This window comes from Pseudomonas sp. F2, from assembly GCF_057174385.1.
Window position 1 is genome coordinate 5,608,859 of record NZ_CM169904.1, and the last position, 25,254, is coordinate 5,634,112.

A 25,254-nucleotide genomic window follows, 5' to 3' on the forward strand; every position below is an offset into this window, starting at 1 on the left:
TTGCTGTTACTGCAGGGCAGCGAGGATTTCGTCCGGGTCGAATCCGCGAATCAACGTGCCATTCACGTCGATCAGCGGAATCCCGCGCCCGCCCAGCGCCTCATACGCTTTACGCGCCTCGGCGTCCTTCTCGATATCGAATTCCCGGAAAGCAATCCCCTTGCTGTCGAGAAAACGCTTTGTCTGCTTGCAGTAGCCGCACCAGTCGGTGGCATACAGCACGACACGGGCCTGCGCCCGCGTCTGCTCAGAAACCATCTGCGACGGGTTGAACACCCGCTCGATCTTGCCCCAGTTCTGATAGATCACCACCACCAGCAGAACCAGCGCAACCTTCTTCAGCACATTGCCCAGCATCAGTTGCGGCGCTTGAGCTGATCGGTGAGCGAGGTCGGCAGGCCCTTGATGATCAAGGTACCGGCCTCTTCGTCGTATTCGATCTTCGAACCCAGCAGGTGCGCTTCAAAGCTGATTGACAGGCCTTCGGCGCGGCCGGTGAAGCGGCGGAACTGGTTGAGGGTGCGTTTGTCCGCCGGAATTTCCGGCGACAGACCGTAGTCCTTGTTGCGGATGTGATCGTAGAAGGCCTTCGGGCGCTCCTCGTCGATCAGCTCCGACAGCTCTTCCAGGCCCATTGGCTCGCCGAGCTTGGCCTGGCTGCTGGCGTAATCGACCAGAGTCTTGGTTTTCTCGCGAGCGGAATCTTCCGGCAGGTCTTCGCTCTCGACGAAGTCGCTGAAGGCCTTGAGCAGGGTGCGGGTCTCGCCAGGGCCGTCGACGCCTTCCTGGCAGCCGATGAAGTCGCGGAAGTACTCCGAAACCTTCTTGCCGTTCTTGCCCTTGATGAACGAGATGTACTGCTTGGACTGCTTGTTGTTCTGCCACTCGGAGACGTTGATCCGCGCCGCCAGGTGCAGTTGGCCGAGGTCGAGATGACGCGACGGGGTGACGTCCAGCTCGTCGGTCACCGCCACGCCTTCGCTGTGGTGCAGCAGGGCGATCGCCAGGTAGTCGGTCATGCCTTGCTGATAGTGGGCGAACAGCACGTGGCCGCCGACCGACAGGTTCGATTCCTCCATCAGTTTCTGCAGATGCTCGACCGCGACTTTGCTGAACGCAGTGAAGTTCTGGCCGCCTTCCATGTATTCCTTCAGCCAGCCGCTGAACGGAAACGCGCCGGATTCCGGATGGAACAGGCCCCAGGCTTTGCCTTGCTTGGCGTTGTAGCTCTCGTTGAGGTCGGCAAGCATGTTCTCGATGGCCGCGGACTCAGCCAGTTCGGAGTCGCGGGCGTGCAGAACTGCGGGCGTGCCGTCGGGTTTTTTGTCGATCAGGTGGACGATGCAATGACGGATCGGCATGGGCTTCTCGGCTGGTGGAAGGGAGGAGGGCGGGCTCCCCCGAAAAAGCGCCCAGTGTACCGCAAACTCCATCCGAGGCTCCCTGTAGGAGCTGCCGAAGGCTGCGATCTTTTGATCTTGTTTTTGAAAAATCAAAGTCAAAAGATCGCAGCCTTCGGCAGCTCCTACATGAATGGGGGATGACTTGAAAATTGTGGCCCGTGGTCGCGTAATCACGGGGTTGAAGGCTAAATCCGGGGCAAGCGCCTGTGCTTATGCAGTTTTTTACCGATTTAGAGCAATAAACCTGACCAAATGGGTAGCTAGAGGCGGATATTTCCCCGTCTCTGTGCTAGTTTTGCCCGGTCTTACGCGAAGTCACTGCGTTAAGCGTGCAATCAGCATTTGTCAGGTCGAACCAAACCCTGATTTCGGTATCTATAACCCGACTCGTCGTGGTTATCGCCGAGGGTGCCAGATCCAGAAGATCGGGCTCGATGGCTGACACTGCACTCTGCAATCCATATGAATTTGATAGGGAAGGAACACTACATGGCTCTTACTAAAGACCAACTGATCGCCGACATCGCTGAAGCTATCGACGCGCCGAAAACCACCGCGCGTAACGCTCTGGACCAACTGGGCCAAATCGTTGCCGATCAGCTGGAAAACGGCGGCGAAATCACCTTGCCAGGTATCGGCAAGCTGAAAGTGACCGAGCGTCCTGCCCGCACTGGCCGTAACCCTTCGACTGGCGCTGCCATCGAAATCCCTGCCAAGAAAGTGATCAAGCTGGTTGTGGCCAAAGGCCTGACCGACGCTGTGAACAAGTAAGACGCAGCGATAAAAAACCGTGCACCGGAGCGATCCGGGCACGGTTTTTTTGTGCCTGCGATTTGGCAAGGCGTTACGCCGCCCTGTAGGAGCTGTCGAGTGAAACGAGGCAGCGATCTTTTGATCTTGTTTTCAAGCAGGATCAAAAGATCGCAGCGTGCCGCAGCTCCTACAGAATCAGCGAACCCAGCGCTCGCGACGCCAGATCTGCTGCTCGGACTTGGTCTGGAAGGTCCACGCCACGAAGCGGCTCTGTTTCTGCCCCTGCGACATCTCCACCACCTGGCTTTCCAGCACGCCGGCCTTTTTCAGGGCGGTTTCGATGGCCGGAAGGTTCGAGGCTTTCGAGACCAGGGTGCTGAACCACAGCACCTTGTGCTGGAAGTTCGCGCTCTCGGCGATCAGTTGCGTCACGAAACGCGCTTCACCGCCTTCACACCACAGCTCGGCAGACTGACCACCGAAGTTCAGCACCGGCAGTTTGCGTTTCGGATCAGCCTTGCCCAGTGCGCGCCATTTGCGCTCGCTGCCCTTGGTCGCCTCTTCCATCGAGGCGTGGAACGGCGGGTTGCACATGGTCAGGTCAAAGCGCTCGCCCGGCTCCAGCAAGCCAATCAGGATGTGCTTGCGGTTCTCCTGCTGGCGCAGCTGGATCACCTTGTTCAGCCCGTTGGACTGGACGATGGCTCGGGCGGCAGCCACGGCGGTCGGGTCGATTTCCGAGCCGAGGAAGTGCCAGCGGTATTCGCTGTTGCCGATCAGCGGATAAACGCAGTTGGCGCCCATGCCGATGTCCAGCACGTTCACGATCGCGCCGCGCGGCACCTTGCCGTCGTTCATGCTGGCCAGCAGGTCCGCGAGAAAGTGCACGTAATCGGCACGGCCCGGCACCGGCGGGCAGAGGTAATCGGCCGGGATGTCCCAATGCTCGATCCCATAAAACGCTTTGAGCAGCGCCCGGTTGAACACGCGCACCGCGTCGGGGCTGGCGAAATCGATGCTTTCCTTGCCATACGGGTTGGTGATCACGAATTTCGCCAGTTCCGGCGTGGTCTTGATCAGCGCCGGGAAGTCGTAGCGGCCCTGATGGCGATTGCGCGGGTGCAGGCTGGCCTTTTCACGCGGCTCGACGGCTTTGGCCGGGGTCGCGGCATCAGGCTTGTTGCGCGCAGGTTTGGGTGTGCGGGGGGCGTTCATGGGTGTGATCGATTCGGGTATGGCTGAAAGTGGCGGGTATTGTCCCACATTGATGAGTCATGCGCCGAACGCATGTAGGAGCTGCCGAAGGCTGCGATCTTTTGATCTTGTTTTTAAAAAAATCAAAGTCAAAAGATCGCAGCCTTCGGCAGCTCCTACAGGGGATTGGTGTTCTGGAATAAAAAAGGGAGGCCACTTGGCCTCCCTTTGTCATTGCGGCTTGCCCTTACAGGCTGGAAATCCGCGCGTGTTGCTCGGCCAGTTTGCCCAAGGCCTGTTCCGCCTCGGCCAGTTTGGCGCGTTCCTTCTCGATGACTTCGGCCGGGGCCTTGTCAACGAAACCGGCGTTCGACAGCTTGCCGCCAACTCGCTGGACTTCACCCTGCAGACGCAGGATTTCCTTGTCCAGACGCGCCAGCTCGGCGCCCTTGTCGATCAGGCCGGCCATCGGCACCAGCACTTCCATCTCGCCAACCAGCGCGGTGGCGGACAGTGGCGCTTCTTCGCCAGCGGCCAGCACGGTGATCGATTCCAGACGCGCCAGCTTCTTCAGCAGCGCTTCGTTCTCGGTCAGACGACGCTGGTCTTCAGCACTGACGTTCTTCAGGTAGATCGGCAGCGGTTTGCCCGGGCCGATGTTCATCTCCCCACGAATGTTGCGCGTGCCGAGCATCAGACCTTTGAGCCATTCGATGTCGTCCTCGGCGGCCGGATCAATGCGCTCTTCGTTGGCCACTGGCCAAGGCTGCAGCATGATCGTCTTGCCCTGAATACCGGCCAGCGGCGCGATGCGCTGCCAGATTTCTTCAGTGATGAACGGCATGAACGGATGCGCCAGACGCAGCGCCACTTCCAGCACGCGCACCAGCGTGCGACGGGTGCCGCGCTGGCGCTCGACCGGCGCGTTTTCGTCCCACAGCACTGGCTTGGACAGTTCCAGGTACCAGTCGCAGTACTGGTTCCAGATGAACTCGTACAGCGCTTGCGCGGCGAGGTCGAAACGGAACTGATCCAGTTGACGGGTCACTTCGGCTTCGGTGCGTTGCAGTTGCGAGATGATCCAGCGATCCGCCAGCGACAGCTCGTAGGCTTCGCCGTTCTGGCCGCAGTCTTCACCTTTGTCCAGAACATAACGCGCGGCGTTCCAGATCTTGTTGCAGAAGTTGCGATAGCCTTCGACGCGGCCCATGTCGAACTTGATGTCGCGACCGGTCGAGGCCAGCGAGCAGAAGGTGAAGCGCAGGGCGTCGGTGCCGTAGCTGGCAATGCCGTCGGCGAACTCGTCGCGGGTCTGCTTCTCGATCTTCTTCGCCAGTTTCGGCTGCATCATGCCGGAGGTGCGTTTCTGCACCAGGGCTTCCAGCTCGATACCGTCGATGATGTCCAGCGGGTCAAGGACGTTGCCTTTGGACTTGGACATCTTCTGGCCCTGGCCATCACGCACCAGGCCGTGCACGTAAACGGTCTTGAACGGTACCTGCGGGGTGCCGTCCTCGTTCTTGATCAGGTGCATCGTCAGCATGATCATCCGGGCGACCCAGAAGAAAATGATGTCGAAACCGGTGACCAGCACGTCGGTGGAGTGGAATTTCTTCAGGAACTCGGTCTTTTCCGGCCAACCCAGAGTGGAGAACGTCCACAGGCCCGAGCTGAACCAGGTGTCGAGCACGTCGTTGTCCTGTTGCAGCGCAACGTCCGGGCCGAGGTTGTGCTTGGCACGCACTTCGGCTTCGTCGCGACCGACGTAGACCTTGCCCGACTCGTCGTACCACGCCGGAATCCGGTGGCCCCACCACAGTTGACGGCTGATGCACCAGTCCTGGATGTCGCGCATCCACGAGAAGTACATGTTTTCGTACTGCTTGGGCACGAACTGGATGCGGCCGTCTTCAACGGCGGCAATCGCCGGCTCGGCCAGAGGCTTGGTCGACACGTACCACTGGTCGGTCAGCCACGGCTCGATGACGGTGCCGGAACGGTCGCCTTTCGGCACTTTCAGGTTGTGATCGTCGACGCTGACCAGCAGGCCGGCGGCGTCGAACGCAGCGACGATCTGCTTGCGCGCTTCGAAACGCTCGAGACCGGCGTACTCGGCCGGGATCTTGCCGTCGATGCTGTCGTTCAACGTGCCGTCAAGGTTGAACACCTGGGCTGCGGGCAGCACGTTGGCGTTCTTGTCGAAGATGTTCAGCAGCGGCAGGTTGTGGCGCTTGCCGACTTCGTAGTCGTTGAAATCGTGGGCCGGGGTGATCTTCACGCAGCCGGTGCCGAATTCAGGGTCGCAGTAATCGTCGGCGATGATCGGGATACGGCGGCCGACCAGTGGCAGCTCGACGAATTTACCGATCAGGGCTTTGTAGCGTTCGTCGTTCGGGTTAACCGCGACGGCGGAGTCGCCGAGCATGGTTTCCGGACGGGTGGTCGCGACGATCAGGAAATCGTTGCCTTCAGCGGTTTTCGCGCCGTCGGCCAGCGGGTACTTGAGGTTCCACAGGAAACCTTTTTCGTCGTGGTTTTCCACTTCGAGGTCGGAAATCGCCGTGTGCAGCTTGGTGTCCCAGTTGACCAGACGCTTGCCGCGGTAGATCAGACCGTCTTCGTGCAGGCGTACGAAGGCTTCCTTGACCGCTTCCGAGAGGCCGTCGTCCATGGTGAAGCGCTCGCGGCTCCAGTCCACGGACGAACCGAGGCGACGGATCTGACGGCTGATGTTGCCACCGGACTGATCCTTCCACTCCCAGACTTTCTCGAGGAATTTTTCGCGGCCCAGGTCGTGGCGGTTCTGGCCGGTGGCTTCCAGTTGGCGCTCCACCAGCATCTGCGTGGCGATACCGGCGTGGTCGGTGCCCGGCTGCCACAGGGTGTTGCGACCCTGCATGCGGCGGAAACGGATCAGGGCGTCCATGATCGCGTTGTTGAAACCGTGACCCATGTGCAGGCTGCCGGTGACGTTCGGCGGCGGGATCATGATGGTGTAGGAATCGCCCGCGCCTTGCGGTGCGAAATAGTTCTCGGACTCCCAGGTGTTGTACCAGGAAGTTTCAATGGCGTGCGGCTGGTAGGTCTTATCCATGCGCGGCGGGACCCTATTGGCATTTATTCAGGAAAAGCCGGGAAGTATAGCGGGGCATGGGGCCGAGGGCGAGCGGGGGGAGGCTGGGCGGACACTAATGTTGGGGGGAACCCTTGTAGTGAGGGGATTTATCCCCGATGGGCCGCGCAGCAGCCCCAAATAACTCAATCACGCTGCGTATTCGCAGGGTTCACGACTGCTGCGCAGCCGATCGGGGATAAATCCCCTCGCCACAAGGGGATCTATCCGGGTTATTCGTACTGGCTGAGCAACCGTTCCATCCGCGCCTCGAGGCGGCGTTTGATTTCGGTTTCAATGTGCGGTGCGAAGTCGTCGATCACGTCCTGCATGATCAATTGCGCGGCGGCGCGCAGTTCGCTGTCCAGGTGCAGCAGGGCGTCCGGGCCTTTATCCACAGGTGCGGCAGCGGGTGCCGGAGCCGGAGCAGGTGTCGGTTCGATGGTCGGCGGCGTGGCGTCGACGGCCTCGAACAGCATAGGAATCTGTTCCTGTTCACCGTCATCGACCGTGTCGGTCAGCAGTGGCGGTTGCAGGTTGTCATCGCCGAGCAACTGGCGGATCGATTCGAGATCGTCCAGCAGGTGCGCAGGCTTTTGCAGCGGTTTTGGAGTGTCCATCGGCGTACTCAGAGTCGCTGTAAACGGTGATCTTGCAGAGGATAGCCCTGTTCGCGGTAGAAACGGAAACTCTCCCGTGCCGCCGCGCGAATCGTCGGATCTTCCACCACCACTTCCGCCACACGGGCAAATTGGCTGGCAAAGGCCGGGACTTTCAGGTCGAGGTTGACCAGCAGATCCTGATGCGCGCCGCAGTCCGCGCCGACTCCCAGCACAATCAAACCGTCCGGTTCGCTATCGGCAGGGCCATGAGGGACGAAGGTTTCGCCCTTGAATGCCCACAGGCGCGCATCGAGATCATCACGCTGAGCAGCATCGCTGCAATGCAGGTAGATGCGGTGGCCCATGCGCCAGGCTTTTTCGGTGAGCTTGCAGGCAAAGTCCAGGCGAGCCGAAGGATCGGCGCTGGGCAGGATATAGAAGTCGACTTTGGTCATTGCGGTTCCTGAGCCTGGAACGGCGTCACCGTAGAGTGACGCCGCCCAGGTTCATCGGTTTCAGGCTTTGGCGCGGTCCAGCAGGTATTGGGTCAGCAGCGGAACCGGACGGCCAGTGGCGCCTTTGTCCTTGCCGCCGCTGGTCCATGCGGTGCCGGCGATGTCCAGGTGCGCCCAGTTAAGGTTCTTGGTGAAGCGCGACAGGAAGCATGCGGCGGTGATGGTGCCGGCCTTCGGCCCGCCAATGTTGGCGATGTCGGCGAACGGGCTGTCCAGCTGCTCCTGGTATTCGTCGAACAGCGGCAGTTGCCAGGCGCGGTCGTCAGCGGCCTTGCCGGCACTGAGCAGTTGCTCGATCAGCTCGTCGTTGTTGCCCAGCAGGCCAGACGTGTGTGCACCGAGTGCAACCACACAGGCACCGGTCAGGGTGGCGATGTCGATCACCGCTTGCGGCTTGAAGCGCTCGGAGTAGGTCAGCGCGTCGCACAGCACCAGACGGCCTTCGGCGTCGGTGTTGAGGATTTCCACGGTCTGGCCGCTCATGGTGGTGACGATGTCGCCCGGACGCGACGCAGTGCCGCTCGGCATGTTTTCCGCGCAGGCGAGGATGCACACCAGATTGATCGGCAGCTTCAGCTCAAGGACGGCACGCAGGGTACCGAACACGGAGGCCGCGCCGCCCATGTCGTACTTCATTTCGTCCATGCCGGCGCCAGGCTTGAGGCTGATACCGCCGGTGTCGAAGGTGATGCCTTTGCCGACCAGCGCGTAAGGCTTCTCGGACTTCTTGCCACCGTTGTATTGCATGACGATCAGGCGCGGTGGCTGGGCGCTGCCCTGACCGACGGCGTAGAACGAACCCATGCCCAGTGATTTGATCTTCTTCTCGTCGAGGACTTCGACTTTCAGATCCTTGAACTCTTTGCCCAGGTTCTTGGCTTGTTCGCCAAGGAAGGTCGGATGGCAGATGTTGGGTGGCAGGTTGCCCAGATTGCGGGTGAACGCCATGCCGTTGGCGATCGCGGTCGCGTGGTTCACCGCGCGCTGCACTTCGGCCTGGGCGGCTTTGATGGTCAGCAGGGTGATTTTCTTCAGGGCGCGCGGTTCGGCTTTCTGGCTCTTGAACTGGTCGAACGTGTATTCGCCATCCACCAGGGTTTCGGCCAGCAGGCGGGTCTTGCCGTAGCTGTCGCGGTTCTTGACGATGATTTCATCCAGGGCCAGTACGGCGTCGCTGCCGCCCAGACCTTTCAGGGTGTTGAGGATGCCGGCAACGATTTTGCGGAACGGACGGTCACCCAGTTCTTCATCCTTGCCCACGCCGACCAGCAGCACGCGCTCGGCCTTGAGGTTCGGCAGGCTGTGCAGCAGCAGGCTTTGACCGACCTTGCCGGCCAGATCGCCACGCTTGAGTACGGCGCTGATCGCGCCACCGCTCAGCTCGTCGACCTGTCGGGCGGCAACGCCGAGTTTGCGGCCTTCGCCAACGGCAACCACCAGGGTGGCGGTTTTCAACGTTTCTGGGCTAACGCTTTTTACAACCAGTTCCATGTCCGGATCCCTGAATGAATGGTCAACACGCAGGCGTTCGACGGTGTCCGCAGTCGCCTGCCTATAGATAGAAGAGGCGCAGGTCTGTGCCTGCGACGAAGGCGGCAGTTTGAACCTCGCTCACCGCGCCTGACAACCCTCGGTTGTGCGATCTTCAACGGAATCTACGCTTGGGTGAGTGTGCGCAGTGACAGGCGCCCTCAATCACAGGATAATGCCGCATCTTTTTTCGACGGCTCTGCCTTGCGGGTCGCTCGAAACGTTTGCTTGTTTGGCCGCCTTAGCCTGACAACCCTGGAGTGTCTGGTTTGATCGTCTTCCGTTATCTGTCCCGTGAAGTGATGTTGACCCTGAGCGCCGTCAGCGCCGTGCTGCTGGTCATCATCATGAGCGGTCGCTTCATCAAATACCTTGCCCAGGCCGCTGCGGGCCAACTCGATCCGGGATCGCTGTTCCTGATCATGGGTTACCGCCTGCCGGGTTTCATGCAGCTGATCCTGCCGTTGGGCCTGTTTCTCGGGATCCTGCTGGCTTACGGCCGGTTGTACCTCGAAAGCGAAATGACCGTGCTCTCGGCCACCGGCATGAGTCAGCAGCGTCTGCTGCGCATGACCCTGTTCCCGGCAACGCTGGTGGCACTGGCCGTCGCGTGGCTGAGCCTGAGCCTGGCCCCGCAGGGCGCCAATCAGTTTCAGCTGCTGCTGAACAAGCAGGACGCGCTGACCGAGTTCGACACCCTCGAACCCGGCCGTTTCCAGGCATTGCGTGACGGTACCCGGGTGACCTACACCGAAAGCCTGACCGACGATCGCGTCAACCTCGGCGGCGTGTTCATCTCGCAGAAGAACCTCGGCTCGGATCAGAAAGACCGCGGGATTTCCGTACTGGTGGCCGAGAAGGGGCGGCAGGAAGTCCACTCGGACGGCAACCGCTACCTGATCCTGCACAACGGCTATCGCTATGACGGCAGCCCGGGTCAGGCCGATTACCGCGCGATCAAATACGACACCTACGGTGTATTGCTGCCCAAGCCCGATGCCAGCGACGAAGTTACCGACCGTGATGCGATCCCGACTTCGACCCTGCTGAGCGCCGACGACGAGCGATCCAGGGCCGAACTGCAATGGCGGATTTCGCTGCCGTTGCTGGTATTCATCGTGACCCTGATGGCGGTGCCGCTGTCGCGGGTCAATCCGCGTCAGGGCCGTTTCCTGAAGCTGCTGCCGGCGATTCTTCTTTATATGGCTTACCTGACCATCCTGATTGCCGCCCGCGGCGCCCTCGAAAAAGGCAAGATTCCACCGGCCCTTGGCCTGTGGTGGGTGCACGGGATCTTCCTGTTCATCGGTCTCGGCCTGTTGTACTGGGAACCGTTGCGCCTGAAGCTGGCCAGTCGTCGCAGCGCTGCGCTGGAGGTGGCCCGTGGTTAAACTCGACCGCTACATCGGCAGCAGCGTATTCGTGGCGATCATCGCGGTGCTGGCGATCATTCTGGGTCTGGCGACCCTGTTTGCCTTCATCGACGAGATGAGCGACGTCAGCGATACCTACACCCTGACCGATGTGCTGAGCTTCGTCCTGCTCACGGCGCCACGCCGTCTGTATGAAATGCTGCCGATGGCCGCGCTGATCGGCTGTCTGATCGGCCTCGGCAGTCTGGCCAGCAGCAGCGAGCTGACGGTGATGCGTGCCGCGGGTGTGTCCATCGGGCGCATTGTCTGGGCGGTCATGAAGCCCATGCTGGTGCTGATGCTGGCCGGTGTGCTGATCGGTGAATACGTGGCCCCGGCCACCGAAAGCATGGCGCAGGCCAATCGCTCGCTGGCGCAAGGCAGCGGCGATGCGCAGAGCGCCAAACACGGTATGTGGCACCGTCAGGGCGAGGAGTTCATCCATGTCAACGCCGTGCAACCCGACGGCCTGCTGTATGGCGTGACCCGCTATCACTTCGACAAAGAGCGCCACCTGCTCAGCTCCAGCTTCGCCAAGCGTGCGGAGTTCGACGGCAAGCGCTGGCTGCTCACTGACGTGACCACCACGGTGTTCCACGAGCGCAGCACCGAAGTGGTGAATGCGCCGAGCGAGGAGTGGGACGTGTCGCTGAGCCCGCAATTGCTCAACACGGTGGTGATGGCGCCTGAGTCGCTGTCGATTTCCGGTCTCTGGGGCTATATCCACTATCTGGCGGATCAAGGCCTGAGCAACGGTCGTTACTGGCTGGCATTTTGGGTCAAGGTGTTGCAGCCGCTGGTCACCGCTGCGCTGGTGCTGATGGCGATTTCCTTCATCTTCGGCCCGTTGCGCTCGGTGACCCTCGGTCAGCGGGTGTTCACTGGTGTGCTGGTAGGCTTCACCTTCCGCATCGTCCAGGATCTGCTCGGCCCGTCGAGCCTGGTGTTTGGCTTCTCGCCGCTGTTCGCGGTGCTGGTACCGGCCACGGTCTGTGCGCTGGCGGGTGTCTGGTTGCTGCGACGCGCCGGTTGATGACCGCGTTGTTGCCAATGCTTTAACCGCGAAAACGCCTCGATCGACAGATCGGGGCGTTTTCGTATGCAATCCGGGTGACAGGCGAACGTGACGCTTGCGCCGTGTATCAGGTACAATTCCCGGCTATTTTTCGGCGGGCCAAGCCTGCAGCCTTTTTGAGTGTTGATCCGTGAGTGATTTGAGTCATATCCGCAATTTCTCCATCATCGCCCACATTGACCATGGCAAGTCGACGCTGGCTGACCGTTTCATCCAGATGTGCGGTGGCCTGGCCGAGCGTGAAATGGAAGCCCAGGTACTGGATTCCATGGATCTGGAGCGCGAACGCGGGATCACCATCAAGGCCCACAGCGTTACCCTCTATTACAAAGCCAAAGACGGCGTCACCTACCAGCTGAACTTCATTGACACCCCGGGTCACGTCGACTTCACCTACGAAGTCAGCCGTTCCCTGGCCGCGTGTGAAGGCGCATTGCTGGTGGTCGATGCCGGTCAGGGTGTTGAAGCCCAGTCCGTGGCCAACTGCTACACCGCCATCGAGCAAGGCCTCGAGGTCATGCCGGTGCTGAACAAGATCGACCTGCCACAGGCCGAGCCGGACCGCGTCAAGGACGAGATCGAGAAGATCATCGGCATCGACGCCACCGACGCCGTTACCTGCAGTGCCAAGACCGGCCTGGGTGTCGACGAAGTGCTCGAGCGTCTGGTCGCGACCATTCCTGCGCCGACCGGCAACATCGAAGATCCGCTGCAAGCGTTGATCATCGACTCCTGGTTCGACAACTACCTGGGCGTTGTTTCCCTGGTGCGCGTGCGTCATGGCCGCGTGAAGAAAGGCGACAAGATCCTGGTGAAATCCACCGGCAAGATCCACCTGGTGGACAGCGTCGGTGTGTTCAACCCGAAACACACTGCCACTGCCGACCTCAAGGCCGGCGAAGTGGGCTTCATCATCGCCAGCATCAAGGACATTCACGGTGCACCGGTCGGTGACACCCTGACCCTGAGTTCGACCCCGGACGTTGAAGTGCTGCCCGGCTTCAAACGCATCCAGCCACAGGTTTACGCCGGTCTGTTCCCGGTCAGTTCCGACGACTTCGAGGACTTCCGCGAAGCGCTGCAGAAACTGACCCTGAACGACTCCTCGCTGCAGTACACCCCGGAAAGCTCCGACGCCCTGGGCTTCGGCTTCCGTTGCGGGTTCCTCGGCATGCTGCACATGGAGATCATCCAGGAGCGCCTGGAGCGCGAATACGACCTGGACCTGATCACCACCGCGCCAACGGTAATTTTCGAGTTGGTGTTGAAAACCGGTGAAACGATTTACGTCGACAACCCGTCCAAGCTTCCGGATGTGTCGGCCATCGAAGACATGCGCGAACCAATCGTGCGCGCCAACATCCTGGTTCCGCAGGAACACCTGGGCAACGTCATCACCCTGTGCATCGAGAAACGCGGCGTACAGGTCGACATGCTGTTCCTCGGCAATCAGGTCCAAGTGACCTACGACCTGCCGATGAACGAAGTGGTCCTGGACTTCTTCGACCGTCTCAAATCCACCAGCCGCGGCTATGCTTCGCTGGATTACCATTTCGATCGTTACCAATCGGCTAATCTGGTGAAACTGGACGTGCTGATCAACGGTGACAAGGTCGACGCCCTCGCGTTGATCGTGCACCGTGACAATTCGCACTTCAAAGGTCGCCAGTTGACCGAGAAGATGAAAGAACTGATTCCTCGTCAGATGTTCGACGTGGCGATTCAGGCTGCCATTGGCGGTCAGATCGTCGCCCGGACCACCGTCAAGGCACTCAGAAAGAACGTATTGGCCAAATGCTACGGCGGTGACGTAAGCCGTAAGAAAAAGCTGCTTGAAAAGCAAAAGGCCGGTAAGAAACGCATGAAGCAGGTCGGCAACGTGGAAATTCCACAAGAAGCCTTCCTCGCCGTGCTCAGGTTGGAATAGTCAGGTCCTATGTCACTAAATTTCCCGCTGTTGCTGGTCATCGCCGTGTTCGTCTGCGGCCTGTTGGCGTTGCTCGATCTGCTGTTCCTGGCGCCGCGTCGGCGTGCTGCGATTGCCTCTTATCAAGGCAGTGTCAGCCAGCCGGAGCCCGTGGTGGTCGAGAAGCTGAACAAAGAGCCGTTGCTGGTTGAATACGGCAAGTCGTTCTTTCCGGTGCTGTTCATCGTGCTGGTGCTGCGTTCGTTCCTGGTGGAACCGTTCCAGATTCCGTCCGGCTCGATGAAACCGACGCTGGACGTCGGCGACTTCATTCTGGTGAACAAGTTTTCTTACGGGATCCGCCTGCCGGTGATCGACAAGAAAATCATCGAAGTCGGTGATCCACAGCGTGGCGATGTGATGGTATTCCGCTACCCGAGCGATCCGAACGTCAACTACATCAAGCGTGTAGTCGGCGTACCGGGCGACACGGTGCGTTACACCGCCGACAAGCGTCTGTTCGTCAACGGCGAGTCGATTGCCGAGCAACTGGTCGGCTCCGAGCCGGGCACGCTGGGCAGCGCGGAACTCTACAAGGAAAAACTCGGCGCCGCCGAGCATCTGATCCGCAAGGAAATGAGCCGCTACCGCGCGACGCCGGACCATACCTGGACCGTGCCGGCCGGGCACTACTTCATGATGGGCGACAACCGCGACAACTCCAACGACAGTCGCTACTGGGACGACCCGAACATTCCCAAGGATCTGCTGGGCATGGTTCCCGACCAGAATATCGTCGGCAAAGCCTTCGCTGTCTGGATGAGCTGGCCGGAACCGAAACTCAGCCACCTGCCGAATTTCTCGCGGGTTGGCCTGATCAAGTAATCAATCACGGCGCTGTTGACCACAGCGCCGAATGCATTTCTGGCGTCGACACAAATTGGCGCCAGGGCATGAAGCCACGATATTCAGGACGTCATTTTTGAACACAGCGTTAATTGTCCCAGGCCTGCGCCGTACCCCGGCGATGGCAGTGGAATCCAGCCACGAACTCAGCGTGGGTAAACCGTGAGCGTTTCTCTAAGCCGTCTCGAGCGCCAGCTCGGTTACACCTTCAAGGATCAGGAGCTGATGCTGCTGGCCCTCACGCACCGCAGCTTTGCCGGGCGTAACAACGAACGCCTGGAATTCCTTGGCGATGCCATCCTCAACTTCGTCGCCGGCGAGGCGCTGTTCGATCGCTTCCCGCTGGCTCGCGAAGGCCAGTTGTCGCGTTTGCGCGCACGCCTGGTGAAGGGTGAGACACTGGCCGTGCTGGCCCGTGGTTTCGATCTGGGTGACTACCTGCGTCTGGGTTCGGGCGAACTGAAAAGCGGTGGTTTCCGTCGCGAATCAATTCTGGCCGACGCCCTCGAAGCGCTGATCGGCGCGATCTACCTGGATGCTGGCATGGACGTCGCTCGTGAGCGCGTGCTGGCCTGGCTGGCCGGTGAGTTCGAAGGCCTGACGCTGGTCGACACCAACAAGGATCCGAAGACCCGTCTGCAGGAACACCTGCAATCGCGCGGTTGTGAACTGCCGCGCTATGAAGTGGTGGACATCCAGGGTGAGCCGCACTGCCGTACCTTCTTCGTCGAGTGCGAAGTGGTCTTATTGAATGAAAAAAGCCGAGGTCAGGGTGTGAGCCGTCGTATTGCCGAACAGGTAGCGGCCGCCGCAGCACTGATTGCCCTGGGCGTGGAGAATGGCAATGACTGATACAAACGCAACTCGCTGTGGCTACGTTGCCATCGTCGGCCGTCCCAACGTCGGCAAGTCGACGTTGCTCAACCACATCCTCGGCCAGAAGCTCGCGATCACCTCGCGCAAGCCGCAGACCACCCGTCACAACATGCTCGGGATCAAGACCGAAGGTGACGTGCAGGCGATCTACGTCGACACCCCCGGCATGCACAAGGGTGGCGAAAAGGCCCTGAACCGCTACATGAACAAAACCGCCTCGGCGGCGCTGAAAGACGTCGACGTGGTGATCTTCGTGGTCGATCGCACCAAGTGGACCGAAGAAGACCAGATGGTGCTGGAGCGCGTACAGTACGTGACCGGTCCGCTGATCGTCGCGCTGAACAAGACCGACCGCATCGAAGACAAGGCCGAGCTGATGCCACACCTGTCGTGGTTGCAGGAACAGTTGCCGAACGCGCAGATCATCCCGATTTCCGCGCAGCAAGGGCACAACCTCGACGCGCTGGAAAAGGTCATCGCCGATCACTTGCCGGAGAACGATCATTTCTTCCCGGAAGACCAGATCACCGATCGCAGCAGCCGCTTCCTCGCTGCCGAACTGGTGCGCGAGAAGATCATGCGTCAGATGGGCGCCGAACTGCCTTACCAGATCACCGTCGAGATCGAAGAGTTCAAGCAGCAAGGCAAGACCCTGCACATCCATGCGCTGATCCTCGTTGAGCGTGACGGCCAGAAGAAGATCATCATTGGCGACAAGGGCGAGCGCATCAAACGTATCGGCACCGAAGCGCGCAAGGACATGGAGTTGCTGTTCGACGCCAAGATCATGCTCAACCTGTGGGTGAAGGTGAAGGGCGGCTGGTCCGACGACGAGCGTGCTCTGCGTTCGCTGGGTTACGGCGACCTGTAAAAAATCTCGGTTCCTGTTTAAACCAGAGAACCCTGTGGGAGCGGGCTTGCCCGCGATGAGGATGTAATGTTCAACAGAGATGTTGAATGTGAATCCGCCATCGCGGGCAAGCCCGCTCCCACATTTGGTTTATGTTGATCTCAAGACTGCGTTTCTTCATCGAGAACTCCATGTCGCAAACCCCACCTCCTGCCCAACCCGCCTACGTCCTGCATTCGCGCGCCTACCGCGAAACCAGCGCGCTGGTCGATTTCCTCACGCCGCAAGGTCGGCTGCGGGCGGTGTTGCGCAGTGCGCGGGGCAAGGCCGGGACATTGGCGCGACCGTTCGTGCCGCTGGAAGTCGAGTTTCGTGGCAAGGGTGAGTTGAAGAATGTCGGGCGCATGGAAAGTGCCGGCAACGCGACCTGGATGGTCGGTGATGCACTGTTCAGCGGCCTCTATCTCAATGAGCTGCTGATCCGCCTGCTGCCCGCCGAAGATCCGCACCCGGCGGTGTTCGATCACTACGCTGCAACCCTGCTGGCCCTGGCCGAAGGCCGCCCGCTGGAGCCGTTGTTGCGCTCGTTCGAATGGCGCCTGCTGGACGATCTCGGTTACGGCTTCTCGATGAGCACTGACATCCACGGCGAGCCAGTGGCTGCGGACGGCCTCTATCGCCTGCAAGTGGATGCCGGGCTAGAGCGCGTCTTCCTGTTGCAGCCGGGTCTGTTCAACGGCGTCGAGTTACTGGCCATGGCTGAAGCCGACTGGACCGCGCCCGGTGCACTGTCGGCGGCCAAGCGTCTGATGCGTCAGGCACTGGCCGTTCATTTGGGCGGTCGGCCCCTCGTCAGCCGCGAGCTATTTCGCAAGCCCTGATATGCTGTGCGCCGAATCTTTCCCTTCAGGAGCGCATCCGTGACCACCAGCAATCGCATTCTTCTTGGCGTGAACATCGACCACGTCGCCACCCTGCGTCAGGCCCGTGGCACACGCTACCCGGATCCGGTCAAGGCAGCGCTGGACGCGGAAGAGGCGGGCGCCGACGGCATCACCGTGCACTTGCGTGAAGACCGCCGGCACATTCAGGAGCGCGACGTGTTGCTGCTCAAGGATGTGCTGCAGACCCGCATGAACTTCGAAATGGGCGTCACCGAAGAAATGATGGCGTTCGCCGAGCGCATCCGTCCGGCGCACATCTGCCTGGTCCCGGAGACCCGTCAGGAACTGACCACTGAAGGCGGTCTGGATGTAGCGGGGCAGGAAGAGCGGATCAAGGCGGCGGTCGCGCGCCTGTCGAAGATCGGCAGCGAAGTGTCGCTGTTCATCGATGCCGACGAGCGCCAGATCGCTGCGTCGAAGCGCGTTGGTGCACCGGCCATCGAGCTGCACACCGGGCGTTACGCCGATGCCGAAACCCCGACCGAAGTTGCTGAGGAATTGAAGCGTGTGGCGGACGGCGTAGCATTTGGTCTGGCGCAGGGCCTGATCGTCAATGCCGGGCATGGCCTGCATTATCACAACGTCGAAGCAGTGGCAGCGATCAAGGGCATTAACGAATTGAACATCGGCCATGCGCTGGTGGCACATGCGTTGTTCGTGGGCTTCAAATCTGCGGTGGCCGAGATGAAGGCGCTGATTCTGGCAGCTGCGCTCAAAGGCTGAAGATCAAAAGATCGCAGCCTTCGGCAGCTCCTACAGATGTACGCAAAACCCTGTAGGAGCTGCCGAAGGCTGCGATCTTTTGCTTTTAGAGCGGGGCAGGCTCTTGAGCCGGTTTTGACTTGTCGATCCCCGGCACATGCAGATTGCCTTCGGCCACCTGATCGCCCTCAAGCTGCGGCTGGGTCACCCAGGTCAGGATGTCGTAGTAGCGACGGATGTTCGCCACGAAATGCACCGGCTCGCCGCCCCGGGCATAGCCGTAGCGGGTCTTGCTGTACCACTGCTTCTGCGACAGGCGCGGCAGCATCTTCTTCACGTCCAGCCACTTGTCCGGGTTCAGGCCTTCGCGGGATGCCAGTTTGCGCGCGTCATCGAGGTGGCCGCTGCCGACGTTGTACGCCGCCAGCGCAAACCAGGTACGGTCCGGTTCCTGAATCGACTCGTCGAGCTGATCCTTCATGTAGGCCAGGTACTTGGCGCCGCCCATGATGCTTTGCTTGGGATCGAGCCGGTTCGACACGCCCATCGCCTGAGCGGTGTTCTGGGTCAACATCATCAAACCGCGCACGCCGGTTTTCGAAGTGACCGCCGGTTGCCACAGCGATTCCTGATAACCGATGGCCGCGAGCAGGCGCCAGTCGATTTTCTCTTTCTTGGCGTAGGCCTTGAAGTGCTGTTCGTATTTGGGCAGGCGCTGCTGCAGGTGCTGGGCGAAGGTGGTGGCGCCCATGTAGCCGAGGACATCGACGTGGCCGTAGTAACGGTCTTTCAGGCGCTGCAGGGTGCCGTTCTTCTGCACCTTGTCGAGGTAGGCGTTGATCTCGTTGAGCAGGCTGTTGTCTTCGCCGGCGGCCACCGCCCAGCTCTGGCTGCGCGCATCCCCGAGGTCGAAGGCCACACGGATGTTGGTGAAGTACACCTGGTTCATTGCCACTTCGTTGGAATCAACCAGCGTCAGGTCGATCTGGCCTTCATCGACCATGCGCAACAGGTCGACCACTTCCACGGCGTCGGATTCTTCGTATTCGATGCCGGGGAATTTCTTTTTCAGCTCCGCTAGCTGTTCGGCGTGGGTGCTGCCCTTGAGCACCATGATCTTCTTGCCGACCAGATCGCCCGGGTCGGTAGGCCGCGACTGGCCGTTGCGATAGATGATCTGCGGGGTGACTTCGAGGTAGGAGTGGGAGAACCGCACCTGCTTCTTGCGCTCCTCGCTGCTGACCAGGCCCGCCGCCGCCAGTACCGGGCCGTTCGGCTTGCCGATCTGGTTGAACAGGTCGTCGAGGTTGTCGGCGGTCTCGATCTTCAGTTCGACCCCCAAATCGTCGGCGAAGCGCTTCACCAGCTCGTATTCGAAGCCGGTTTCACCGCTGCGATCCTGAAAGTAGGTGGCGGGGCTGTTACGGGTAATCACCCGCAGCACACCATCCTCCTTTACGCGCTCGAGTGTGTTGGGTTTATCAACACAGCCGCCGAGCATCAGGAAGAGTCCGGTTGCGATCAGCCATTTGGCGTACCGCGGACGCAAAGCCGTTGGGAAAAACATGTGCGCAGTATACGCAAACGGCTGCGGGCGCCATATCTCGACAGTGAGGGGCTTGTCTGCTAGAGATCACAAAACCGCACGAAACCCCGCAGGAATGGGGCTGAACGGCATTTTGTGACAGAAAAAATAAGCGTGGCCCGCACACGCTCGAAATTTGACTTCAAAGGCAGAAACACAGATTGATATCCGAGTGCAACCGTGCGTAGCGTTTCGGGTGATGTTGAGGGCGGTTTAGGCTAGAATGCACGGCCTCAAAGCACACCCCTTCCCGAGGCTGTCCCGAAGATGTTGATCCTGCGCGGCGCTCCTGCCCTTTCTGCCTTTCGCCACAGCAAACTCCTTGAGCAACTGAGCCAGAAGGTTCCAGCTGTCAATGGCCTGTATGCTGAATTCGCTCACTTCGCCGAAGTCACCGGCGTCCTGACCGGCGACGAACAGCAGGTGCTTGCGCGCCTTCTGAAGTACGGCCCAAGCGTTCCGGTACAAGAGCCGACCGGCCGTCTGTTCCTGGTGTTGCCGCGTTTCGGCACCATCTCGCCATGGTCGAGCAAGGCCAGCGACATCGCCCGCAACTGCGGCCTGAGCAAGATTCAGCGTCTGGAGCGCGGCATCGCGTTCTACGTGGCCGGCCAGTTCAGCGACACCGAAGCCCAGCAGATTGCCGACGTGCTGCATGACCGCATGACCCAGATCGTCCTGGGCAATCTGGAACAGGCCGCCGGTCTGTTCAGCCACGCCGAACCGAAGCCGCTGACCGCCATCGACATCCTCGGTGGCGGCCGCGCCGCGCTGGAAAAAGCCAACACTGAACTGGGCCTGGCCCTGGCCGAAGACGAAATCGACTATCTGGTCAACGCCTTCAACGGTCTCAAGCGCAACCCGCACGACATCGAACTGATGATGTTCGCCCAGGCCAACTCCGAGCACTGCCGCCACAAGATCTTCAACGCCAGTTGGGATATTGACGGCGAGAGCCAGGAAAAAAGCCTGTTCGGCATGATCAAGAACACCTACCAGATGCACAACGAAGGCGTGCTGTCCGCTTATAAGGACAACGCTTCGGTGATCGTCGGTAACGTCGCCGGCCGCTTCTTCCCGGATCCGGAAACCCGCCAGTACGGCGCGGTGCAGGAGCCGGTGCACATCCTGATGAAGGTCGAGACCCACAACCACCCGACCGCGATCGCCCCGTTCCCGGGCGCCTCCACCGGTTCCGGTGGCGAGATCCGCGACGAAGGTGCCACCGGTCGTGGCGCCAAGCCAAAGGCCGGCCTGACCGGTTTCACCGTGTCCAACCTGCAGATCCCGGGCTTCGAACAGCCATGGGAAGTGCCGTACGGCAAGCCTGAGCGCATCGTCAATGCGCTGGACATCATGATCGAAGGCCCGCTCGGCGGCGCCGCGTTCAACAACGAATTCGGCCGTCCGGCCCTGACCGGCTACTTCCGTACCTTCGAACAGTCGATCACTACTCCGCACGGTGACGAAGTTCGCGGTTACCACAAGCCGATCATGTTGGCTGGCGGCATGGGCAACATCCGTGAAGAGCACGTCAAGAAAGGCGAGATCGTCGTCGGCTCCAAGCTGATCGTGCTCGGCGGCCCGGCGATGCTGATCGGTCTGGGCGGCGGCGCCGCGTCCTCGATGGCCACCGGCACCAGCTCGGCGGATCTCGACTTCGCTTCCGTACAGCGTGAAAACCCTGAGATGGAGCGTCGCTGCCAGGAAGTCATCGACCGTTGCTGGCAGCTGGGCGACAAGAACCCGATCAGCTTCATCCACGACGTGGGCGCGGGCGGTCTGTCCAACGCCTTCCCGGAACTGGTCAACGACGGCGACCGCGGTGGCCGTTTCGAACTGCGCAACATTCCAAACGACGAGCCGGGCATGGCCCCGCACGAAATCTGGTCCAACGAATCCCAGGAACGTTACGTTCTGGCAGTCGGCCCGGCTGACTTTGAGCGCTTCAAGGCGATCTGCGAACGTGAGCGTTGCCCGTTTGCCGTTGTTGGTGAAGCCACCGCTGAACCGCAACTGACCGTGACCGACAGCCACTTCGGCAACAACCCGGTGGACATGCCGCTGGAAGTGTTGCTGGGCAAGGCGCCGCGCATGCACCGTTCGGTGGTGCGCGAAGCCGAGCTGGGCGATGATTTCGATCCGTCGAACCTCGACATCGCCGATTCCATCGAGCGCGTCCTGCACCATCCGGCCGTGGCGAGCAAAAGCTTCCTGATCACCATCGGCGACCGCACCATCACCGGCCTCGTGGCCCGTGACCAGATGGTCGGCCCTTGGCAGGTTCCGGTGGCGGACGTGGCCGTCACCGCCACCAGCTTCGACGTCTACACCGGTGAAGCGATGGCGATGGGCGAGCGTACTCCGCTGGCGCTGCTGGACGCTCCGGCGTCGGGCCGCATGGCCATCGGCGAAACCCTGACCAACATTGCCGCCTCGCGCATCAACAAGCTCTCCGACATCAAGCTGTCGGCGAACTGGATGTCCGCTGCCGGCCACCCGGGCGAAGACGCGCGTCTGTACGACACCGTGAAAGCGGTCGGCATGGAACTGTGCCCTGAGCTGGGCATCACCATTCCGGTCGGCAAGGACTCGATGTCCATGGCCACCCGCTGGAACGACAACGGTGAAGAAAAAACCGTGACCTCGCCGATGTCGCTGATCGTGACCGGTTTCGCCCCAGTGGCTGACATCCGTCAGACCCTGACCCCGGAACTGCGCATGGACAAAGGCACCACCGATCTGATCCTGATCGACCTCGGTCGCGGCCAGAACCGCATGGGCGCCTCGATCCTCGCTCAGGTTCACGGCAAGCTCGGCAAGCAGGCACCGGACGTCGATGACGCCGAAGACCTGAAAGCCTTCTTCGCGGTGATCCAGGGCCTCAACGCCGACGGTCACCTGCTGGCGTACCACGACCGTTCCGACGGTGGTCTGCTGACCTCCGTGGTGGAAATGGCCTTCGCCGGCCACTGCGGTCTGAGCCTGAACCTCGACAGCGTTGCTGAATCCTCGGCAGAAATCGCCGCCATCCTGTTCAACGAAGAACTGGGTGCCGTGATCCAGGTTCGCCAGGACGCGACCCCGGACATCCTCGCCCAATTCAGCGCTGCCGGTCTGGGTGACTGCGTTTCCGTGATCGGTCAGCCGATCAACAATGGCCAGATCAACATCACCTTCAACGGTGACACCGTGTTCGAAGGCCAGCGTCGTCTGCTGCAACGTACCTGGGCTGAAACCAGCTACCAGATCCAGCGCCTGCGCGACAACGCCGACTGCGCCGAGCAAGAGTTCGATGCGCTGCTGGAAGAGGACAACCCGGGCCTGAGCGTCAAGCTGAGCTACGACATCAACCAGGACATCGCCGCGCCTTACATCAAGAAAGGCATCCGCCCACAGGTTGCCGTGCTGCGTGAGCAGGGCGTCAACGGTCAGGTGGAAATGGCGGCGGCGTTCGACCGCGCCGGTTTCAACGCGATCGACGTGCACATGAGCGATATTCTCGCCGGCCGTGTTGACCTGAACGAGTTCAAAGGCCTGGTGGCCTGCGGTGGTTTCTCCTACGGCGACGTCCTCGGCGCCGGTGAAGGCTGGGCCAAGTCGGCACTGTTCAACAGCCGTGCCCGCGATGCATTCCAGGGCTTCTTCGAGCGTAACGACAGCTTCACCCTCGGCGTGTGCAACGGCTGCCAGATGATGTCCAACCTGCACGAGCTGATCCCGGGCAGCGAGTTCTGGCCGCACTTCGTGCGCAACCGCTCCGAGCAGTTCGAAGCGCGCGTGGCGATGGTGCAGATCCAGGAATCGAACTCGATCTTCCTGCAGGGCATGGCCGGTTCACGCATGCCGATCGCCATCGCGCACGGTGAAGGCCATGCCGAGTTCTCCAGCGAAGAAGCCTTGCTGGAAGCCGATCTGTCCGGTTGCGTGGCGATGCGTTTCGTCGACAACCACGGCAAGGTCACCGAAGCCTACCCGGCCAACCCGAACGGTTCGCCGCGCGGGATCACCGGCCTTACCAGCCGCGACGGTCGTGTGACGATCATGATGCCGCACCCGGAGCGGGTATTCCGCGCGGTGCAGAACTCGTGGCGTTCGGAGGACTGGACCGAAGATGCTCCTTGGATGCGCATGTTCCGTAACGCGCGCGTCTGGGTGAACTGAGGCCTGTGTACAAGCTCGCGTTTTTTGTTCCCGACAGTCATGTCGAGGTGGTCAAGGACGCTGTATTCGCTGCCGGTGGTGGGCGGATCGGGGACTATGACCACTGTGCGTGGCAGGTGCTTGGGTCTGGTCAGTTTCGGCCTTTGGACGGCAGTCAGCCGTTCATTGGCGAGGCGGGGCGGGTTGAGCGGGTCGAGGAATGGAAGGTTGAGCTTGTGGTTTGTGATGAGCTGATTCGTGAGGTGGTGGCGGCTTTGAAGTTGAGTCACCCTTACGAGACGCCGGCTTATGAGGTGTGGCGGCTGGAGGATTTCTGATCTTTCTGCCGCTGGAACGGGAAACCCGCAGATGAGTGATTGTCTGCGGGTTTTTTGTTACCTGCGATTTGAGGGGGGACTGCGTTTCATTGTGGGAGCTGGCTTGCCAGCGATGGCGCCCTTATAGGCGACCATGCTCTGTCTGATTGAGTGAGTATCCGTTGCTTCGGGTGCGGCGGCTGGCGGTTTCGCCCTTACGGCGACTCACTTTTTTTACAAACGCCTAAAAAAAGTAAGCAAAAAAACGCTTGCTCCTGCGTTCGGCCCGCTCGCTGGGGCTCGGGGTCCCTTCGCTGCGGGATCGATCCGGGGGCAGCGCCTACGGTTTGCTTCGCTGCACCTCCTCTCGCTGTGTTTGGCTGCGCCAAACGGTCGCTGCGCTCCCACCCCCGGATCAATCCCTCCGCTCAGCCTTCCGATGTCGCCCGTGGATCAAGATCAAAAGCGGTACTCGAGCTAACGCTCATCGTGTTAAGTGGGCGGCTGCGCCGCATGGGGTATACACAAATCAAAACTGTGGGAGCTGGCTTGCCAGCGATGGCGGCCTGAAAAACGACCAATTTCTATCGGGTGCAGTACTCACCTGTAGGAGCTGCCGAAGGCTGCGATCTTTTGACTTTGGTTTTTTACAGTCAAAGGCCAGATCAAAAGATCGCAGCCTTCGGCAGCTCCTACACGGGATGTTTTGTGTTTAAGAGTGTGTGGAACTACCAGAACCTTCCCACAAGGTTTTCAGGTTGTCCCTCGGACGTCCGGTCTCTAGGCTTTGTCTGTCGCTGCCAATTCAGCGATCGGGAGGTGAGATACCCGATTTGGATCCCCAGACAAGTGCCCCCATAATTGCGGCCAGCTTTCGCTGTCAGCAATTCCTTATGGCGGCTATGTACGGGCGGACTTCGGTCCGGCCGGATTTGGGGTCCTTACCGGTAATCTCACTCCGTACATGGCTGCCACCTCTTCTCCGAGTGAGATCGGGAGCAAGTGGCTACAACACTTAAAAGGACTTGTTCGATGGACAAACTGATCCCCGACCCACCCCACAGAGCCACATCTCCACCCGCCGACGCCATCCGCGTCGAAGACCTGACAAAAGACCGTGAAGCCATCAAGCGCGCTGTCGATTTCTACTTCACCCCGCAATCCGCTGAGGCGCATCAGCCCAGCACGATGTTCCTGGTCAACCCCAGCATCGACACAGAAACCCTGCTAGCCCACGCCTACGAATCGTTGGCCTGCGCCAGTGCCATGGCCAGCAACTTCGCCAACGAACTCAGCGGTCTGCAACGCAGCACCGCACTGGCGATCCAGCAAATCGTCATGCTCGCCGAACTCGCGGTAAACCGCGCGCTGGATCGAGTCGATCCACAGACCTGATCTCTCAGGATCACCGCGTTATCGTTCTTCGCAA

General features: G+C 60.6%; 20 protein-coding genes. 12 read left to right on the forward strand and 8 right to left on the reverse strand.

What is annotated here, in order from left to right; genetic code table 11:
* Window positions 1–6 precede the first annotated feature (6 nt).
* The gene (locus tag AC193Q_RS25175; protein WP_121183814.1) at window positions 7–357 is read right to left on the reverse strand and encodes a glutaredoxin family protein; all 351 of its coding nucleotides are present in this window, start codon (window positions 355–357) and stop codon (window positions 7–9) included.
* Entirely contained in the window at window positions 357–1,361 is a 1,005-nt protein-coding gene (yejK, locus tag AC193Q_RS25180; protein WP_483878945.1) for a nucleoid-associated protein YejK, read from the reverse strand. Before yejK ends, AC193Q_RS25175 begins: the two co-directional genes overlap by 1 nt.
* 531 nt (window positions 1,362–1,892) lie before the next feature.
* Between yejK and AC193Q_RS25185 the strand changes: the two genes are divergently transcribed.
* Entirely contained in the window at window positions 1,893–2,174 is a 282-nt protein-coding gene (locus AC193Q_RS25185; RefSeq protein WP_003221909.1) for an HU family DNA-binding protein, read from the forward strand.
* 177 nt (window positions 2,175–2,351) lie between these two features.
* On the opposite strand, the gene rlmF is transcribed toward AC193Q_RS25185, so the two are convergent.
* From rlmF to AC193Q_RS25210, 5 genes are all read right to left on the reverse strand, one after another.
* Window positions 2,352–3,371, reverse strand: a complete 1,020-nt coding sequence (gene rlmF / locus AC193Q_RS25190) for a 23S rRNA (adenine(1618)-N(6))-methyltransferase RlmF (protein ID WP_047292701.1) — start codon at window positions 3,369–3,371, stop codon at window positions 2,352–2,354.
* Window positions 3,372–3,597: 226 nt separating this feature from the next.
* Window positions 3,598–6,444, reverse strand: coding sequence for a valine--tRNA ligase (locus AC193Q_RS25195; protein WP_007965170.1), 2,847 nt, complete (start codon window positions 6,442–6,444; stop codon window positions 3,598–3,600).
* 251 nt (window positions 6,445–6,695) lie between these two features.
* The gene (locus tag AC193Q_RS25200) at window positions 6,696–7,082 is read right to left on the reverse strand and encodes a hypothetical protein (protein WP_047292702.1); all 387 of its coding nucleotides are present in this window, start codon (window positions 7,080–7,082) and stop codon (window positions 6,696–6,698) included.
* An 8-nt stretch (window positions 7,083–7,090) separates the two neighbouring features.
* Window positions 7,091–7,519: a DNA polymerase III subunit chi gene (locus tag AC193Q_RS25205; protein WP_047292703.1), complete on the reverse strand. Its 429-nt coding sequence runs from the start codon at window positions 7,517–7,519 to the stop codon at window positions 7,091–7,093.
* A 60-nt stretch (window positions 7,520–7,579) separates the two neighbouring features.
* Window positions 7,580–9,070, reverse strand: a complete 1,491-nt coding sequence (locus AC193Q_RS25210; RefSeq protein WP_047292705.1) for a leucyl aminopeptidase — start codon at window positions 9,068–9,070, stop codon at window positions 7,580–7,582.
* Between the two features lie 308 nt (window positions 9,071–9,378).
* Between AC193Q_RS25210 and lptF the strand changes: the two genes are divergently transcribed.
* The 8 genes from lptF (at window position 9,379) to pdxJ (ending at window position 17,801) form a co-directional block, all read left to right on the forward strand.
* On the forward strand, window positions 9,379–10,500 hold the full coding sequence (gene lptF, locus AC193Q_RS25215) for an LPS export ABC transporter permease LptF (protein WP_047292707.1): 1,122 nt from the start codon (window positions 9,379–9,381) through the stop codon (window positions 10,498–10,500).
* On the forward strand, window positions 10,493–11,554 hold the full coding sequence (lptG, locus tag AC193Q_RS25220) for an LPS export ABC transporter permease LptG (RefSeq protein ID WP_483878946.1): 1,062 nt from the start codon (window positions 10,493–10,495) through the stop codon (window positions 11,552–11,554). The genes lptF and lptG overlap by 8 nt, the downstream gene beginning before the upstream one ends.
* Before the next feature lie 172 nt (window positions 11,555–11,726).
* Window positions 11,727–13,523: a translation elongation factor 4 gene (gene lepA / locus AC193Q_RS25225; protein WP_041064736.1), complete on the forward strand. Its 1,797-nt coding sequence runs from the start codon at window positions 11,727–11,729 to the stop codon at window positions 13,521–13,523.
* Between the two features lie 9 nt (window positions 13,524–13,532).
* Complete coding sequence (gene lepB, locus AC193Q_RS25230) at window positions 13,533–14,387, forward strand: signal peptidase I (protein WP_041064734.1); 855 nt, start codon at window positions 13,533–13,535, stop codon at window positions 14,385–14,387.
* Between the two features lie 183 nt (window positions 14,388–14,570).
* The gene (gene rnc, locus AC193Q_RS25235; protein ID WP_024011703.1) at window positions 14,571–15,260 is read left to right on the forward strand and encodes a ribonuclease III; all 690 of its coding nucleotides are present in this window, start codon (window positions 14,571–14,573) and stop codon (window positions 15,258–15,260) included.
* Window positions 15,253–16,155 carry a GTPase Era gene (gene era / locus AC193Q_RS25240; protein ID WP_041064729.1) on the forward strand — a complete coding sequence of 301 codons (903 nt, stop codon included), beginning with the start codon at window positions 15,253–15,255 and terminating at the stop codon, window positions 16,153–16,155. The genes rnc and era overlap by 8 nt, the downstream gene beginning before the upstream one ends.
* Window positions 16,156–16,325: 170 nt before the next feature.
* Window positions 16,326–17,015: a DNA repair protein RecO gene (gene recO / locus AC193Q_RS25245; protein WP_315438193.1), complete on the forward strand. Its 690-nt coding sequence runs from the start codon at window positions 16,326–16,328 to the stop codon at window positions 17,013–17,015.
* 39 nt (window positions 17,016–17,054) lie between these two features.
* Window positions 17,055–17,801, forward strand: a complete 747-nt coding sequence (gene pdxJ / locus AC193Q_RS25250; RefSeq protein WP_121183820.1) for a pyridoxine 5'-phosphate synthase — start codon at window positions 17,055–17,057, stop codon at window positions 17,799–17,801.
* Between the two features lie 85 nt (window positions 17,802–17,886).
* On the opposite strand, the gene mltF is transcribed toward pdxJ, so the two are convergent.
* Window positions 17,887–19,347, reverse strand: a complete 1,461-nt coding sequence (gene mltF / locus AC193Q_RS25255) for a membrane-bound lytic murein transglycosylase MltF (protein ID WP_080963251.1) — start codon at window positions 19,345–19,347, stop codon at window positions 17,887–17,889.
* A 285-nt stretch (window positions 19,348–19,632) separates the two neighbouring features.
* Here mltF and purL point away from each other — a divergent pair, with 285 nt between their 5' ends.
* From purL to AC193Q_RS25270, 3 genes are all read left to right on the forward strand, one after another.
* Entirely contained in the window at window positions 19,633–23,529 is a 3,897-nt protein-coding gene (gene purL / locus AC193Q_RS25260; RefSeq protein ID WP_483878947.1) for a phosphoribosylformylglycinamidine synthase, read from the forward strand.
* A gap of 5 nt (window positions 23,530–23,534) precedes the next feature.
* Window positions 23,535–23,846 carry a YqfO family protein gene (locus AC193Q_RS25265; protein WP_108181771.1) on the forward strand — a complete coding sequence of 104 codons (312 nt, stop codon included), beginning with the start codon at window positions 23,535–23,537 and terminating at the stop codon, window positions 23,844–23,846.
* Between the two features lie 1,011 nt (window positions 23,847–24,857).
* Window positions 24,858–25,220, forward strand: coding sequence for a DUF6124 family protein (locus AC193Q_RS25270; RefSeq protein ID WP_121183826.1), 363 nt, complete (start codon window positions 24,858–24,860; stop codon window positions 25,218–25,220).
* The last annotated feature ends 34 nt before the right edge of the window (window positions 25,221–25,254 follow it).